Annotated in this window: 14 protein-coding genes and 2 tRNA genes; 7 read left to right on the forward strand and 9 right to left on the reverse strand. The window is 70.1% G+C overall.

The features are described 5' to 3' along the window. Window positions 1-230: 230 nt before the first annotated feature. From AC0682_RS07735 to AC0682_RS07750, 4 genes are all read left to right on the forward strand, one after another. Entirely contained in the window at window positions 231-947 is a 717-nt protein-coding gene (locus AC0682_RS07735) for a DUF5324 family protein (RefSeq protein WP_254812143.1), read from the forward strand. A gap of 251 nt (window positions 948-1,198) precedes the next feature. Beyond that, the gene (locus AC0682_RS07740) at window positions 1,199-1,711 is read left to right on the forward strand and encodes a DUF3515 family protein (RefSeq protein WP_478531565.1); all 513 of its coding nucleotides are present in this window, start codon (window positions 1,199-1,201) and stop codon (window positions 1,709-1,711) included. Window positions 1,712-2,168: 457 nt separating this feature from the next. Next, window positions 2,169-2,732: a hypothetical protein gene (locus AC0682_RS07745; protein WP_254812141.1), complete on the forward strand. Its 564-nt coding sequence runs from the start codon at window positions 2,169-2,171 to the stop codon at window positions 2,730-2,732. Between the two features lie 27 nt (window positions 2,733-2,759). Beyond that, entirely contained in the window at window positions 2,760-2,963 is a 204-nt protein-coding gene (locus AC0682_RS07750; protein ID WP_478531567.1) for a hypothetical protein, read from the forward strand. A gap of 281 nt (window positions 2,964-3,244) precedes the next feature. Here the strand turns inward: AC0682_RS07750 and AC0682_RS07755 are convergent. Next, window positions 3,245-3,317, reverse strand: a tRNA-Ala gene (locus AC0682_RS07755). 179 nt (window positions 3,318-3,496) lie between these two features. Here AC0682_RS07755 and AC0682_RS07760 point away from each other — a divergent pair. Then, window positions 3,497-4,045: a helix-turn-helix domain-containing protein gene (locus tag AC0682_RS07760; protein WP_254812139.1), complete on the forward strand. Its 549-nt coding sequence runs from the start codon at window positions 3,497-3,499 to the stop codon at window positions 4,043-4,045. Window positions 4,046-4,214: 169 nt separating this feature from the next. Then, window positions 4,215-5,594, forward strand: coding sequence for a serine/threonine protein kinase (locus tag AC0682_RS07765; RefSeq protein ID WP_478531569.1), 1,380 nt, complete (start codon window positions 4,215-4,217; stop codon window positions 5,592-5,594). A gap of 36 nt (window positions 5,595-5,630) precedes the next feature. Here AC0682_RS07765 and AC0682_RS07770 read toward each other — a convergent pair whose 3' ends face one another. Together AC0682_RS07770 and AC0682_RS07775 are read right to left on the reverse strand one after the other, a co-directional pair. Further along, entirely contained in the window at window positions 5,631-6,962 is a 1,332-nt protein-coding gene (locus AC0682_RS07770; protein WP_478531747.1) for a hypothetical protein, read from the reverse strand. Between the two features lie 343 nt (window positions 6,963-7,305). Further along, complete coding sequence (locus AC0682_RS07775) at window positions 7,306-7,440, reverse strand: DLW-39 family protein (RefSeq protein ID WP_003958712.1); 135 nt, start codon at window positions 7,438-7,440, stop codon at window positions 7,306-7,308. 290 nt (window positions 7,441-7,730) lie between these two features. Here AC0682_RS07775 and AC0682_RS07780 point away from each other — a divergent pair, with 290 nt between their 5' ends. Continuing rightward, window positions 7,731-8,099, forward strand: coding sequence for a DUF6344 domain-containing protein (locus AC0682_RS07780; RefSeq protein WP_254812137.1), 369 nt, complete (start codon window positions 7,731-7,733; stop codon window positions 8,097-8,099). 77 nt (window positions 8,100-8,176) lie between these two features. Here AC0682_RS07780 and AC0682_RS07785 read toward each other — a convergent pair whose 3' ends face one another. The 6 genes from AC0682_RS07785 to AC0682_RS07810 form a co-directional block, all read right to left on the reverse strand. Further along, window positions 8,177-8,530 (reverse strand): DUF6336 family protein, encoded by a 354-nt coding sequence (locus AC0682_RS07785; RefSeq protein ID WP_478531570.1) that lies wholly within the window; start codon window positions 8,528-8,530, stop codon window positions 8,177-8,179. 100 nt (window positions 8,531-8,630) lie between these two features. Next, a tRNA-Ile gene (locus AC0682_RS07790) sits at window positions 8,631-8,704 on the reverse strand. A 78-nt stretch (window positions 8,705-8,782) separates the two neighbouring features. After that, window positions 8,783-9,385, reverse strand: coding sequence for a DUF3566 domain-containing protein (locus AC0682_RS07795; protein WP_254812135.1), 603 nt, complete (start codon window positions 9,383-9,385; stop codon window positions 8,783-8,785). A gap of 94 nt (window positions 9,386-9,479) precedes the next feature. Beyond that, window positions 9,480-12,122: a DNA gyrase subunit A gene (gene gyrA, locus AC0682_RS07800; protein ID WP_478531572.1), complete on the reverse strand. Its 2,643-nt coding sequence runs from the start codon at window positions 12,120-12,122 to the stop codon at window positions 9,480-9,482. 47 nt (window positions 12,123-12,169) lie between these two features. Continuing rightward, window positions 12,170-14,239: a DNA topoisomerase (ATP-hydrolyzing) subunit B gene (gene gyrB / locus AC0682_RS07805; protein ID WP_254812133.1), complete on the reverse strand. Its 2,070-nt coding sequence runs from the start codon at window positions 14,237-14,239 to the stop codon at window positions 12,170-12,172. A 442-nt stretch (window positions 14,240-14,681) separates the two neighbouring features. Next, window positions 14,682-15,176 (reverse strand): DciA family protein, encoded by a 495-nt coding sequence (locus tag AC0682_RS07810; RefSeq protein ID WP_478531748.1) that lies wholly within the window; start codon window positions 15,174-15,176, stop codon window positions 14,682-14,684. Window positions 15,177-15,407 lie beyond the last annotated feature (231 nt).

Consider the following 15,407-nt stretch of genomic DNA (forward strand, 5'->3'; position numbering starts at 1 on the left):
TGCCTGATGGAGCGGCGCGTTCCGCACCGAACCGTGGCATGGTCGTCGGAACGCTTCACTTGCACCTTTCTACCGACTTGAAACGTCTTGAACTGGCTTGAACAGTTCTGATGGATCCAGCGGCCATGACCCGGATGCCCGTCCTGCGTGCCGGACATGGCCGTGGCAGGCATGATTTCGAATTGGGCGGAAAGGCGGAGTACCTACCCGCCACCAAGGAGGAGGATCCCGTGACCCGCATCGACAGCGTGCGCGCCGCAACCGACTCGGCCAGGGACAGCGCGCAGCACGCCGCGGAAGTGGTGGCGCCGTACGCGGACTCGGCCAGGGAGCAGGCTGCCCACTACGCGCACGAGGCCCGTGTACGGCTCGCGCCCAAGGTGAACAAGGCGGCCAAGCAGGCCCGTGTCCAGTACGAGTCCCATCTCGCCCCGCGCCTCGAACAGGCCCTGACCCATGTGCCGCCGAAGGTCGACGAGGCCGCGCATCGCGCCGCCCACTCGACGCGGAAGGCCGCCAGGACCGCCGTCGAGTACACCGCGCCGCGCGTCGAGCAGGCCCGGGCGGTGGCCCAGCCGGTGGCCGAGCAGGCCTCGGCCCGCAGCGCCGCCGCGCTGGCCGCGCTCCGGAGCAACGTCACGGCCAAGGAGATCCAGAAGCTGGCCCGCAAGCACGAGCGGCGGGCCAGGGCCGGGCGGGCCGCCAAGGGGCTCCTGGTACTGGGCATCCTCGCCGGTGGCGCCTACGCCGCCTGGCGCTGGTGGGACAAGCAGGCCAACCCGGACTGGCTGGTCGAGCCGCCGGTCGCCACCGAGGTGGGCGACGAGCGTGCACCGCTCGGCACGGTCGACGGCAGCGGCCGGGCTGTGCTCGACCCGGAGGTCGAGGCCAAGCAGGCCGAGGCCGAGGCCGACGAGGACGTCCCGGGCCGGGACGACCGCGCCTGACGGCGGCCGCCGCCCCCGTACCTGTCACCGCACAGCCGCACCAGTCGTAACAGCGACAAGTGGACGCCGGTCCGCCGCAGGCCCTCGGGTCAGACCTTCACGGTCCCGCGGCGGACCGGCGTCCTCGTCGTACCGGGGACGCCCCCAGGGGGCCGGACCCCGTATCCGGGCAGGGCGGGATGCTGGTGTAGCTTCCGGAGGACCGGAGGAGTCGAACGTACGGGCTGCCCTCCCCACGAAAGGTCCCTGCTGTGGTGCGAGTCCCCCGCGCGCGGAAGGCCGCCGTCGCGGTGGCGGCCCTCACCCTGACCGCCGGTGCCCTGGCCTCGTGCGGCGCGGACTCCCCCGGCGAAGGCGTCACGTCCGCCCCGCACGCCGGTGACGCGGCCTGCAAGCGGTTCGCCGACAGCTATCCTGACCGCCTCGGCGGTCAGGAGCTGACGTTCACCGGCCGCCCCGGGGTCGCGGTCTGGGGCGAGAACGCGATCGTGCTCCGCTGCGGCGTCGAGCTGCCCGAACCGACCATCGACCCGTGCGCGACCGTCGACGGCGTGGACTGGGTCTTCCGCGAGGACCGCTCCGAGGACGGCGGCAAGGTGGTCGTCACCTACGGCCGCGACCCGGCCGTGGAGGTGGTGGTCACCGAGCAGATCACCGCCGTGGACGACGTCCTGGTCGGCCTGTCCGCCCTGGTCGAGCCCGTGAAGCCGTACACGAAGTGCGTGGGCATGGACGACGTACCGGCCCCGGCACCGTCCGACTGAGACCCCGTTCCCACCGGCGAATCGGCCGACCGGCGTCTCGGCCTCACGGATGGCCCCCGCCCCCACCCCGGGGGCGCGGAGATGAAAAACACCCTCCAGAACGATCAGGCTCCCCTGCGGACACATCAGCACGGGCCCGGCATACGTGGCTGAGGGACATCGGACTCGGGACGCCGAGACGCTCCTCTGACCTCACAGGCAACGCGGCCGACCTTACGGAAAAATCGGCCAAACCTACACGACTGACCTGCGCGACGAACAAGCACCCCCCTGCCAGGTCTAGACCTGCGGTCGCATAGCTTCATCCATCGACCACAGGCGTGACGGGGACTTTCCACCTCGTCCGCCGTCTGAGTGCTACCCGCCGACGCGCACCTACCAGTGCACGGGAGAGGTCTCCCATCTGACGGGTGGCGCTCGCGACCGACCAGCTACATTCCACAAGGGGGGAACAGCCTTGCGCGTTTCCAAGATACTCACGCGTGCTGCGGCCGCCACTGCGGCCGGTGTCGCCGTCCTGGCCTTCGCCGCCCCGGCGGGCGCTGCCACAGCCACCGCCGAGGAAATCCCGGCCCCGGTTGCCGAGGAAACCGAGCCGGAACAGCTTCCTGACGACGAGTTCCCGCCGGTCATGCCGCGTTCCGCGTATGGCACGAAGGCGCTCGGGGGCTTCAGCTACAGCGCGGGCGGGCTCACGATCAAGGTGCCCTCTGGCTGCTTCCTGACCCACGGCATCACCGGCAAGGGGCTCAAGATCGATTCGCAGCGGGCGGGAGTCGACTGCGCCGGTCCGGCCGCTCTCGCCGCCAAGTTCTGCAACTCGCGCATCGAGTTCCACTACGCCGACACCAACAACAAGACCTACCGCATCGACAAGGGCCCGCTCGTCAGCAGCTGCAAGACCGGTACCGTCCCCATGGTCAGCAAGGGGGCCAAGACGGTGAAGGCGGGCAAGGCCTGCGCACAGCTGTGGATCAACGGTACGCGCAAGGCCGTCCAGTGCCACTACATCACCAAGTGATCGCGGGGGTGAGAGACCATGGCCACCATGGACCGTAGCCATCGGAGCTGGTGGACGGAGATCGCGATCGGCAGCGCCGTCACCGTCGCCGTCTTCTTCGTTCTGTCCGCGCTCGCCTCGGCGACAGCGGGGCCGGAGTACGCCGCCATGGGCGAGCAGTCCGGATGGCTGATCGCTGCCGCGGCGGTCGCGGCTGGTGTCTGGGCAGCTGCCCGCTACCGGCGCCGATAGGCGGTCGGGGCCGGGCCACGAGGGAGTCGCGGCCCGGCCCCGACGTGTCCGGACGGCGGCTGCCTCGTCCTCGAAAACCTCGGACTCCTGCTTGCCGCCACGGGCTCCGCCGGCCCGCCACGTCACCGTGAAGCCGGCCGTTCCATCGCGCTTGTCCCGTCTCCTGATGTACGCCATGCAGGGCGCCGGACATCGGACCGGTACTGACACGGTGCTGACGTCATCAACGCAGAGAGCTCCCCTGACCTGCGTTTCCGCAGGTCAGGGGAGCTCTACCGATGTGGAGCCTAGGAGATTCGAACTCCTGACATCTGCCTTGCAAAGGCAGCGCTCTACCAACTGAGCTAAGGCCCCGGGAACAACGGAACGACGACAGGAGCGAACGCATCCGGGCCACTGCCACCGTCGCAGAACAGAGTACCGGGTGCTCCCCCCTATCTTGCAAAAGGATAGGGGCTCCCCGTGGGCGACCACGCTCCGTAAGATGCTCGACGAGGTTCGCAGCAGCGAAGCCGCAGCGAAGGGGAGACGCGATGGACGCAGCACAGCAAGAGGCGACGGCAAGAGCCAGAGAGCTCCAGCGCAGTTGGTACGGGGAGCCGCTGGGGGCGCTCTTCCGTCGGCTGATCGACGACCTGGGCCTCAACCAGGCACGTCTCGCCGCGGTTCTCGGGCTCTCCGCCCCGATGCTGTCCCAGCTGATGAGCGGCCAGCGGGCCAAGATCGGGAACCCTGCGGTCGTCCAGCGCGTCCAGGCACTCCAGGAGCTGTCCGGGCAGGTCGCGGACGGCAGCGTCAGCGCGGGGGAGGCCACCGACCGCATGGAAGAGATCAAGAAATCGCAGGGCGGGTCCGTCCTGACCGGCACCGGTCAGACCACCTCGACCGGAAGCGCCCCCACCGTCCGCCGGGTGGTGCGCGAGATCCAGTCCCTGCTGAGGTCGGTCGCCGCGGCCGGGGACATCATCGATGCCGCCGACTCCCTCGCACCGACCCACCCGGAGCTGGCAGAGTTCCTCCGGGTGTACGGGGCGGGCCGCACCGCGGACGCGGTCGCGCACTACGAGGGACACCAGAGCTAGCGGCTCAGGACGCACGAGAGCAGCACTGCGCGACTGCGCGACTGCGCGACTGCGCGACTGCGCGACTGCGCGACTGCGCAACGACGGAACCAGGGCCTCGCACACCGCCGGGGCCCCTGGTCCCCCGGGAGCCGCGGCGACAACAGGGACGGAAAGCGGGCACAGCGCAATGGGTGAGGTCTTCGCCGGTCGGTACGAGCTGATCGATCCGATCGGGCGTGGTGGGGTCGGCGCCGTCTGGCGGGCCTGGGACCACCGGCGCCGCAGGTACGTCGCGGCCAAGGTCCTGCAGCAGAGCGACGCGCACACGCTGCTGCGCTTCGTCCGCGAGCAGGCGCTGCGCATCGAGCACCCGCACGTGCTGGCCCCGGCCAGCTGGGCCGCCGACGACGACAAGGTCCTGTTCACCATGGACCTGGTGAGCGGCGGTTCGCTCGCCCACGTCATAGGCGACTACGGGCCGTTGCCCCCGCGTTTCGTCTGCCTGCTCCTGGACCAGCTGCTCTCCGGCCTCTCCACGGTGCACTCCGAGGGGGTCGTCCATCGGGACATCAAGCCGGCCAACATCCTGATGGAGGCGACCGGTTCGGGCCGCCCGCATCTTCGCCTCTCCGACTTCGGCATCTCGATGCGCAAGGGCGAACCCCGGCTGACCGAGACCAACTACGTGGTGGGCACGCCCGGTTACTTCGCCCCCGAGCAGATGATGGGCGCCGAACCCGACTTCCCCGCGGACCTCTTCGCGGTCGGCCTGGTCGCCCTCTACCTCCTCCAGGGCCGCAAGCCCGACTCCCAGGCGCTGGTGGAGCACTTCGCCGCCCACGGCACCCCGAGCGCCCCCGAAGGCATCCCCGAGCCGCTCTGGCAGGTGCTCGCCGGCCTCCTGCAGCCGGACCCGCAGGCCCGGTTCCGTACGGCGACGGGGGCGCGCAAGGCGCTGACCGCGGCGGTCGAGATGCTTCCCGAACCGGGGCCGGACGACGAGCCGGTGGAGGTGTTCGACCAGATCGGCCCGCTGCCCCCGGGGTTCGGCCCCGACGGCCCCGAGGCGCCCGTGAAGCCCGCCGGGACGCCCCAGGCACCTCAGGAGTCCCAGCCGTCCCTCTCGACGCCTCAGCCGCCCGCCCAGGAGCCGTCCCTGCCGACGCCGCCGCCCGTCTCCATGTCTGAGACCGGCAGCTTCCACCTGGCACCCCCGCCCCAGCAGCCCCTGCGCCACACGCCGGCGCCCGCACCGGCCCCGCCGCAGCACCAGCCCCCGTTCCACCGGCCGGCGCCCGCACCCACGCCCGCGGCGCCCCCGAACCCGTACGCCGTCGCAGCCCCGGACCTCGCCCAGGCCCCGACCTCCGGCGTGCCGCGGGACGCGTCGGCCACCAGGCCCTCCACGGCCCAGCACCACCCCCTCGCGGCACATGCGCCCGCCCCCGCGCCCGCGCGGCAGAAGCAGCAGGCGCGGCCGGGACCGCCCCCGAAGGTGGCGGTCCTGGTGCTGGTCGCGGCGCTGATCTGCTTCGCGGTCGGTATCTGGGCGCTGACCCAGGTGTAGGTGACCCAGGTGCGGGAGGGGTGACGGACGGGCCCGTCACCAGCCCTGCTGCGGCGGTCCCCCATAAGGCGGCTGCTGGTGCCCCGGAGCAGGCCCCCCGGGACCACCGGTCACCGACGCGGCCGCCCTGCGGCGGGCCAGCAGCGTCCAGCCGCCGAGGCCGAGCACCAGCACGGCGCCCGTCCCGAGCGCCCCTGCCGCGACCACCTGCATCGTGGCGCTCTTCGCGGCCTTGGGGGCGCTGTCGCCGCGCTGGGCCAGCTCCTTGTCCTTCTCGGTCACGGCGAAGATCCCGGGGTCACCCTCGTACGGCGACGCGCCGGCCTCGTTCTTCACCTGGACCGTCATCGTCAGCGCGATCGGGTCATTTCCGTAGCTCTCGGCGACCTTCGGGCTGAGCGTCACCGACAGGTAGTACCAACCCGCGAACCGCATCGCGCCGACCCGGGAGTTGAAGTCGTACCGATTGCGGTACGCCACCGGCGGCAGCGGCTTCAGCGCCGTGGTCGCGGACTTTCCGGAGTACGAGAGGGACGTGTCCACGACGTGGCCCTGGGCCGGGTTGTCGAGCGAGAGGGTGAGCGCGCTGCCGATGAACTCGCCGCTGCCGCCCGGGGAGTTGCTGAGTGCGGCGGAGGCGTAGATCTGCTGCCCCCAGTCCACCGGCACCCGGTAGAAGCGGGTCTGGCCCGGGGCGATGGCGTCGACCCACTCGCCGGTCTCCAGGCTGGTGGCATCGTAGTAACTGCTGCCGCCCGTACGCTTCTGCGCCTCCGCGTCCGGCGGGGCGGGTGTGCTGGAGGGCCAGCCCTTCGGCGCGGACGTCTCCGTGGGCCCGCCGCTCCGCACCCCGGGCTCCTGCGCGAAACGCAGCTCCAGGTCCCAGGCCTCGGGGCTGGAGCTGTCCTTGCTCTCGCGCTCGACGAGGACGTCGTACGGGCCGGCGTCCCGACAGGTGGTGCTCGTCCCCTTGCCGATGGTGCGGTAGGCGTACGCGGCGATCGGCCGGGGAGCCTCGCCCGAGCCGAAGGTGTTCCGGTTGGAGCTGCACCGGGAGTCGTTGAGGTCCCGGATGCTGACCGTGATCCCGTCCCCGTACGCCACCGACCCGTCGCTCCTGGGCACGGCGACGGCCGAGACATAGGCGTCGGTGGCACCATCGAGCTTCACCCGGTAGTAGAGCTTCTGGCCCGGCTCGATCGAGCTGCGGTACACCGTCCCCGGCTGCAGGACCGATGCCTCGGCGTTGAGTTCCGCGCCCTGCACCCGCTTCGCGTCGGGATCGAAGGCGTACGCCGGCGGGCCGGCCGCGTACGCCTGCCCCGGCAGTGCCGCCACCGCGCACACCGCGGCGAAGACCGCCAGCATCGCCCGCCCCCTGTTGCGCTGCCTCTTCACGCGGTTCCCCTCGTCGTCGCCATGGCCGCAATGCCGGTCCATCCTGCCCCGCCCGCGCCACCGCTGTCTCCGGCCGGAACCGGATTGCCCCGCTTGTCCGGAACCGACCATGGCCGCCGAACGCGTCGCCCCTCCGGAAGCCGACCAGCCTATTCGCTCAAGCAAGCAATCGATTTGCTCAGGCGAACTCACGATGGACCCGTCACCGTCACGCGACGACGCGCCCCCGCGCACAGACGCTCCACGGAACGCCCCGGACAGCACGAAGCCCCGGCCGCTTCAGCGACCGGGGCCCGTAACAGAGTCTGTCGTCTCACACACCCGAACCTGCGGGCACGGAGTCGGTCGCCTCCGTCCACAGGTCCTGCTCGGCGCGATCCGCCTGGATCTGGCGGTACACGAGGAGCCCGCCGATGGCAGCCAGTGCGACCAGGAGAAGCTTCTTCACCGCGCGACCTCGTCTTTCCTTGGAATAGGGGCCTTCTGCCGCCGACTATACACACCGGCCGATACCGATCGGTGACCTGCCTGGAACCCGAAAGCAGCCCGTTCCCGGCACCCCGGCGGCCTCCTGCCGACCCGCCGGGCACGTTCCGGACGGCCCGTCAGGCCTGGTTGCACCATATGAGTGGTGTTAATCCGAAGATCGGCGCAGCGTGGGCGTCGCTCCCCGGAATCCCGGCCCGGATCCACATGATCGGAGAAGTCAGCAACCGGACCACCCGAAAGCGAGGGGCCATGAGCACCTTCACGCCCAAGAGCATCTGGACCGCCTTCATCACCGCCTTCTTCGCCCTGCTCGCCTCGCTGGGCCTCGCCACCGCCACGGCGAGCACCGCGAACGCCACGAACGCCCCGGCGCAGCCGAGCAGCGCGGCCCAGGAGCACAGGGGCGCCACGGCGGCAACCCCACTCGCCCCCTCGGTGCGATGGACCCTTCCGCGTGACCGGGCCCTGCCGCCCACGATGAAGCAGCGCATCCGGGCCGAGGCCCACGGCTCCTCCCCGGCCACCCGCCACCTGTCGGCCGACCCGGCGGCCACCGTCCGCACCACCGCCCCGCACCACACCGCCCCGGAAGGCGACTCCCCGGTGCCACCTCCCTGATCCTCCCGGCACCCGCCGTACTCCGGGGCCCCTGGTCCGGTTCACACCGGCCGGGGGCCTCTTCCCGTGCCCGGGTCCTACCCGACGAGCCGCCCCAGGACGACGGCGACCGGCACGGGCACGAGCAGGAGGACTCCGACGCGGACCAGACAGGGCGCGAGAACGGCGATCACCTCCGAGGGGCCGGTCGTACGGAAGAAGTCCCGCCACCGCAGCACCTCCCCCGAAGAGCACGCCCAGAAGAACAGCCCGGTCAGCAGCGAGACCGCGCCGGCCACGAGCCCCAGGAAGGCGACGGCCTCCAGCAGGTCGGTCCGGGCGTCACGGTCCGGCAGGACGAGCGCGGTGACGGTCAGACAGACCGCCGCGCCCATTCCGTACACCGCTCCACGCGCCACGACCCCGCCCAGTCGCAGACGCGGTACGGACATCCCCCTGCCGTTCCCCGCCGCCCTGCCCACACCACACCCCCCGTCACGCCGAGAGGCCCCTCCCGTGCGGGAAGGGCCTCTCGGTAACTGCTGTGCACTGTGGGGCTAACAGGATTTGAACCTGTGGCCTCATCCTTATCAGGGATGCGCTCTAACCAACTGAGCTATAGCCCCGCCGCGCTGTGCTGCTCTGCGCTGACTTCTGAAGATTAGCGCACGTCGGGGCCAGTCCCAAAATCGATACCCGCCGGACTACTCGTCCTCCGCCAGCGTCAGCTCGACGCCGCCCACGAAGCCCGCCGACAGGTTGTAGATGAAGGCGCCCAGCGTGGCCAGCGCGGTGGCCAGCACCACGTCGATCACGGCGATGACCGAGGTGAAGATGAGCACCCGCGGCAGCGAGAGGAACGACTGCAGGTCGAAGCCGTTGCTCTCGTTGGAGCCGGTGGCCTCGCTGATCGTGCCGCCCACGGTGGAGAAGACGCCCATCGCGTCCATGACCATCCACAGGATCGCCGCCGCCACCACCGTGCAGATGCCCAGCGCGATGGAGAGCAGGAAACTGACCTTCATCACCGACCACGGGTCGGCCTTGGCCACCCGCAGACGGGCCTTTCGGGTACGCGGAGTGGTGCGCGCCCCCGTGCGCGGCTTGCGGGTCGCCTGCGCGCCGCCCAGGGTGCCCCCGCCGCCCTGTCCGGGGCGCTGGCCGCCCTGGGTGTCCCCGCCGGGCGCCTGGTACGCCTGGGGCGGGTGGTACGGCCCCGACGGCCCCGGTGCGGGCTCACGCTCGCCGGGCAGGGGCCCGGTCGCGTAACCCTCGTACTGGGGCTGAGGCCCTCGTGTGTCCGTCACAGTGCCCCCTTGGGAGTCCGTGGCAGGGCCACGGGCACCGTTCGCTCCTGCTCCGGAAGCGGCCGAACCGGCGCCCGTGGCTCCACTCACGCTCTTACTCCTCGTGCTCCCCGGTCGAGGACTCCGTGCCCTCGACAGTGCCCTCTACCACGCTCGCGGCGTGGGCCTCGGCCGTCTCGCCCTCGGCGTCATCGGTCCCGTCGACCTCTTCCGCCTCGCGACCGGCCTCGGCGTTGCGCGCGATGCCGACGACGGCATCCCGCTTGCCCAGATTGATCAGTTGGACGCCCATGGTGTCACGGCCCGTCTCCCTGACTTCATTGACTCGCGTACGAATCACACCGCCGCCGAGCGTGATGGCGAGGATCTCGTCGCTCTCCTCGACCACCAGCGCACCGACGAGCGAGCCCCGGTCCTCGACGATCTTGGCAGCCTTGATGCCGAGACCGCCGCGACCCTGGACGCGGTACTCGTCGACGGGGGTGCGCTTGGCGTACCCGCCGTCGGTAGCGGTGAACACGAACGTACCGGGCCGGACGACATTCATCGAGAGCAGTTCGTCTCCCTCGCGGAAACTCATGCCCTTGACGCCCGAGGTGGCACGGCCCATCGGACGGAGCGCGTCGTCCGTCGCGGTGAACCGGATCGACTGCGCCTTCTTGCTGATGAGCAGCAGATCGTCCTCCGCCGACACCAGCTCGGCGCCGATCAGCTCGTCGTCGCCGCCGTCCGCCGTCTCGCGCAGGTTGATCGCGATGACACCGCCGGAGCGCGGGGAGTCGTAGTCCTTGAGCGCGGTCTTCTTCACGAGACCGCCCTTCGTCGCCAGGATCAGATAGGGCACGGCCTCGTAGTCGCGGATCGCGAGGATCTGGGCGATCTTCTCGTCCGGCTGGAAGGCCAGCAGGTTGGCGACGTGCTGGCCGCGCGCGTCCCGGCCGGCGTCGGGAAGCTCGTACGCCTTCGCCCGGTAGACCCGGCCCTTGTTGGTGAAGAACAGCAGCCAGTGGTGGGTGGTGGAGACGAAGAAGTGGTCGACGATGTCGTCTTCCCTGAGCTTCGTCCCGCGCACGCCCTTGCCGCCCCGCTTCTGCGAGCGGTAGTCGTCCGTCTTGGTGCGCTTCACATAGCCGCTGCGGGAGATCGTGACGACGATGTCCTCCTCGGCGATCAGGTCCTCGATGGACATGTCGCCTTCGAAGGGCACCAGCTTGGTCCGCCGGTCGTCGCCGAACTTCTCGACGATCGCGGCCAGCTCCTCGCTGACGATCCCGCGCTGCTTGGCGGGCGAGGCCAGGATCTGGTTGTACTCGTTGATCTTCGCCTGGAGCTCGTCGTGCTCGGCGGTGATCTTCTGGTGCTCCAGCGCGGCCAGTCGGCGCAGCTGCATCTCCAGGATCGCGTTGGCCTGGAGCTCGTCGATCTCCAGCAGGCCCATCAGGCCCTCGCGCGCGATCTCCACCGTGTTCGAGCGGCGGATGAGGGCGATGACCTCGTCGATGGCGTCCAGGGCCTTCAGCAGGCCGCGCAGGATGTGCGCCCGCTCCTCGGCCTTGCGCAGCCGGAACCTGGTCCGCCGGACGATGACCTCGATCTGGTGCGTCACCCAGTGGCGGATGAACGCGTCGATCGAGAGCGTGCGCGGCACGCCGTCGACCAGCGCCAGCATGTTGGCGCCGAAGTTCGTCTGGAGGTCGGTGTGCTTGTACAGGTTGTTCAGCACGACCTTGGCGACCGCGTCCCGCTTGAGGACGACGACCAGGCGCTGTCCCGTACGGGAGGAGGTCTCGTCGCGGACGTCCGCGATGCCGCCGACCTTGCCGTCCTTGACCAGGTCGGCGATCTTCTGCGCGAGGTTGTCGGGGTTGGTCTGGTACGGAAGCTCCGTGACGACCAGGCACTGGCGGCCCTGGATCTCCTCGACCGCGACGACCGCGCGCATGGTGATCGAGCCGCGCCCGGTGCGGTACGCCTCCTCGATGCCCTTGCGGCCCACGACCAGCGCGCCGGTGGGGAAGTCGGGGCCCTTGATGCGTTCGATCAGCGCGTCCAGCAGCTCCTCGTGGGAGGCCTCGGGGTGCTCCAGGTACCACTGGGCTCCGGCGGCGACCTCGCGCAGGTTGTGCGGCGGGATGTTGGTCGCCATACCGACCGCGATACCCGCGGAGCCGTTGACCAGCAGGTTCGGGAAGCGCGCCGGCAGGACCGTCGGCTCCTGGTTGCGGCCGTCGTAGTTGTCCTGGAAGTCGACGGTCTCCTCGTCGATGTCCCGGACCATCTCCATGGACAGCGGCATCATCTTGCACTCGGTGTACCGCATGGCGGCGGCCGGGTCGTTGCCCGGGGAACCGAAGTTGCCGTTGGAGTCCACCAGCGGCATCCGCATCGACCAGTGCTGCGCGAGGCGCACCAGGGCGTCGTAGATGGAGGAGTCGCCGTGCGGGTGGTACGTGCCCATGACGTCACCGACGACGCGGGCGCACTTGTAGAACCCCTTCTCGGGGCGGTAGCCGCCGTCGTACATCGCGTACAGCACCCGGCGGTGGACGGGCTTGAGGCCGTCCCGTACGTCGGGGAGCGCACGCGAGACGATGACGGACATCGCGTAGTCGAGGTAGGAGCGCTGCATCTCCGTCTCGAGCTGGACGGGCTCGACACGCATCCCCACGCCGGGGACCGTGCCCTCCTCGTCGGGCAGCGCGGGTTCGGGTGTCACAGGGGTGTTCTCGTCGGCCATTGCTGGTCAAAGTCCTTTCGAGCTGCGGCGTCGCGGGGGCGGCCGACTCAGATGTCGAGGAAGCGGACGTCCTTGGCATTGCGCTGGATGAACGAGCGCCGCGCCTCGACGTCCTCACCCATGAGCACCGAGAACAGGTCGTCGGCCTGCGCCGCGTCGTCCAACGTGACCTGGCCGAGGACCCGGTGGTCGACGTCCATGGTGGTGATGCGCAGCTCCTCGGCGTTCATCTCGCCGAGGCCCTTGAAGCGCTGGATCGAGTCTTCCTTGATCCGCTTGCCGTTCTGCTTGCCGAGCGCCACGAGGGCGTCGCGCTCCCGGTCCGAGTACGCGTACTCGAAGTCGTCCCGGCCCCACTTGATCTTGTAGAGCGGCGGGCGGGAGAGGTAGACGTTGCCCTGCTCCACCAGCGGCCGCATGAAGCGGAAGAGGAAGGTCAGCAGCAGGGTGTTGATGTGCTGGCCGTCGACGTCGGCGTCCGCCATCAGAATGATCTTGTGATACCGGAGCTTCTCGATGTCGAAGTCCTCGTGGACCCCGGTGCCGAACGCCGAGATCAGCGCCTGGACCTCGGTGTTCTGGAGGATCTTGTCGATCCGCGCCTTCTCGACGTTCAGGATCTTGCCGCGGATGGGCAGGATCGCCTGGTACATCGGGTTGCGGCCGGACTTGGCCGAACCGCCGGCGGAGTCACCCTCGACGATGAAGATCTCGCACTTGGTGGGGTCGTTCGACTGGCAGTCGCTCAGCTTGCCCGGCAGCGAGGCGCTCTCCAGGAGCCCCTTGCGCCGGGTCAGGTCACGCGCCTTGCGGGCCGCCACCCGGGCGGTCGAGGCGGCGATGCCCTTGCGGATGATGTCGGCGGCCTCGTTCGGGTTCCGGTCGAACCAGTCCGTCAGCTGCTCGTGGACGACCTTCTGCACGAAGGTCTTGGCCTCCGTGTTGCCCAGCTTGGTCTTGGTCTGGCCCTCGAACTGCGGCTCGCCCAGCTTCACCGAGATGATCGCGGTCAGACCCTCGCGGACGTCCTCGCCCGTGAGGTTGTCGTCCTTGTCGCGCAGCAGCTTCTTGTCGCGCGCGTACCGGTTGACCAGGGAGGTCAGCGCGGCGCGGAAGCCCTCCTCGTGCGTACCGCCCTCGTGCGTGTGGATCGCGTTGGCGAAGGAGTAGACCCCCTCGGTGTACTGCGTGTTCCACTGCATGGCGATCTCGACCGAGAGGAGCCGGTCCTTGTCCTCGGCCTCGATGTCGATCACCGACTGGTGAATGACGTCGCCCTTGCGGGAGTTGAGGTACTTGACGAAGTCGACGATGCCGTTCTCGTAGTGGTACGTGACGGACCGCGTCGCCTCCTCCGCGGGGACCTCGGTCGCCTCGGCGCTGTCGGCGCCCGCCGTGGCCTTCGCCGACTCGCGCTCGTCGGTCAGCTTGAGGGTGAGCCCCTTGTTGAGGAACGCCATCTCCTGGAAGCGGCGCGAGAGGGTCTCGAAGCTGTACTCGGTGGTCTCGAAGATGTCCCCGTCGGCCCAGAAGGTGACCGTCGTGCCGGACTCGTCCGTGGCCTCCTGCTTGGCCAGCGGGGCGGTGGGGACACCGAGCTTGTAGTCCTGGGTCCAGCGGTATCCGTCGCGCTTGACCTCTACCGCGACCCGGGTCGACAGGGCGTTGACGACGGAGACGCCGACACCGTGCAGACCGCCGGAGACCGCGTAGCCGCCGCCTCCGAACTTGCCCCCCGCGTGCAGCACGGTGAGGACGACCTCGACGGCCGGCTTGCCTTCGGACGGCACGATGTCGACCGGGATGCCACGGCCGTTGTCGATGACGCGCACGCCGCCGTCGGCGAGGATCGTGACGTCGATGGTGTCCGCGTGGCCGGCCATCGCCTCGTCGACGGAGTTGTCGACGACCTCCTGCACGAGGTGGTGCAGACCGCGCTCACCGGTCGAGCCGATGTACATGCCGGGTCGCTTGCGGACCGCGTCCAGCCCTTCCAGCACGGTGATCGCGCTGGCGTCGTACGAGGCGGTGACCTCGCCGTTCTCACCGGCTGTGGACGGGATGTTCTCGTTGGGGTTGCCGGAATCGGCCACGAAGCGCCCTTTCTGGCACAGCACAGGCCGTCCTCCGGACAGGCGGGGTCGGCTGCGTCGTTCGGCTTGTATCGACGACTCCCGCCTCATCGGCGGGATTACTCACCAGTCTACCGGTAGCACTGACATGAATGGGGGTTTGCCGGTACCTGAGTACGCATGTGCCGCCCTGAATCAGCGGTTGACGACTCCCCATATTCAGGGAGGGTCCCCAAGAGGCCCTGACGGGCATTGAGCGCTTCGACCTGTCAACCTCCCGCTACGGTGAGGGACGCTCCGTCCGGACCACCCGGTTTCCGTCGGGACAGAAGCTGGCAAATCGGTTGCTCCCGACAGCCCGAACCGCTCTTCGCGCAGCCTCGCAGCAGCCCTCACGAAGATCAGGGACACGACAAAATTCAGCCAAAGGTGCAGCTCAGAGTTGCGCTTTGACGATTCGATCAGCGAACGGGAGACGCCGGAGCCCTCATCCGTAGGTGTCGCCGGGCCCCATGCTGCCGGGCGCCCGCAGCGGCCCGAAGCGGCGCTCCGGACCCCCCGGGCCGACCACCTTGATCATCCGTACGGTGCCCTGCCCCAGGTCCGCGTTGAGCCGGGCCACCAGCTGGGGTGCCAGCAGCCGCAGCTGCGTCGCCCAGGCCGTGGAGTCGCAGCTCACAGTGAGCACCCGCGCGGCCGGGTCCTCGTCGTAGCGCAGCGGCACGCAGTGGTTGGCCAGATCCTCGCCCACGATCTGCGGCCACCGGCCCATCACACCGCCGACCACCGCCGGGGTCTCCCAGCCGCGCTCGGTGATCAGCCGGTTGATCGCGGAGCCCAGCGGCTGCGGATCGCGCCCGTCCGAGCGGGCACCGGAACGCAGCCCGCCGCCCCGCCGGGCCTGCTTGCGCTGCTGGGCAGCCGCCCCCCGCGCCCGCGCCTGCTCCTTCGCAGCCCGCAGCGCGACCCGGGCGAGATCCACCCCGGACGGCTCGGGCGACGTGCCCGGCTCGGCCGACGCGGGGGCGCCGCCGGTTGCCGACGTAACCGCGGGGGCGCCACCGGAAGTACCGGTGGTACGGGACGCGGCCCCCGTACCACCGAAAGCACCGCCGCCGTCGGTACGGGTCCTGCCCCCCGCGCCGCCGGACACACCGTGCGCCCCTCGGGCACCGTACGCGCCGGAGGCTCCCGGGCGCCCCGCCGCCTCGTC

Source organism: Streptomyces sp. NPDC043746 (assembly GCF_056436485.1).

What these genes read in the sequence shown, in the direction of transcription:
- AC0682_RS07750 (WP_478531567.1), top strand. Translation starts at nt 2,760, where the DNA reads ATGGACCGTAGCCATCGGAGCTGGTGGACGGAGATCGCGATCGGCAGC.
- AC0682_RS07760 (WP_254812139.1), top strand. Translation starts at nt 3,497, where the DNA reads ATGGACGCAGCACAGCAAGAGGCGACGGCAAGAGCCAGAGAGCTCCAG.
- AC0682_RS07765 (WP_478531569.1), top strand. Translation starts at nt 4,215, where the DNA reads ATGGGTGAGGTCTTCGCCGGTCGGTACGAGCTGATCGATCCGATCGGG.
- AC0682_RS07770 (WP_478531747.1), bottom strand. Translation starts at nt 6,962, where the DNA reads ATGCTGGCGGTCTTCGCCGCGGTGTGCGCGGTGGCGGCACTGCCGGGG.
- AC0682_RS07780 (WP_254812137.1), top strand. Translation starts at nt 7,731, where the DNA reads ATGAGCACCTTCACGCCCAAGAGCATCTGGACCGCCTTCATCACCGCC.
- AC0682_RS07785 (WP_478531570.1), bottom strand. Translation starts at nt 8,530, where the DNA reads ATGTCCGTACCGCGTCTGCGACTGGGCGGGGTCGTGGCGCGTGGAGCG.
- gyrA (WP_478531572.1), bottom strand. Translation starts at nt 12,122, where the DNA reads ATGGCCGACGAGAACACCCCTGTGACACCCGAACCCGCGCTGCCCGAC.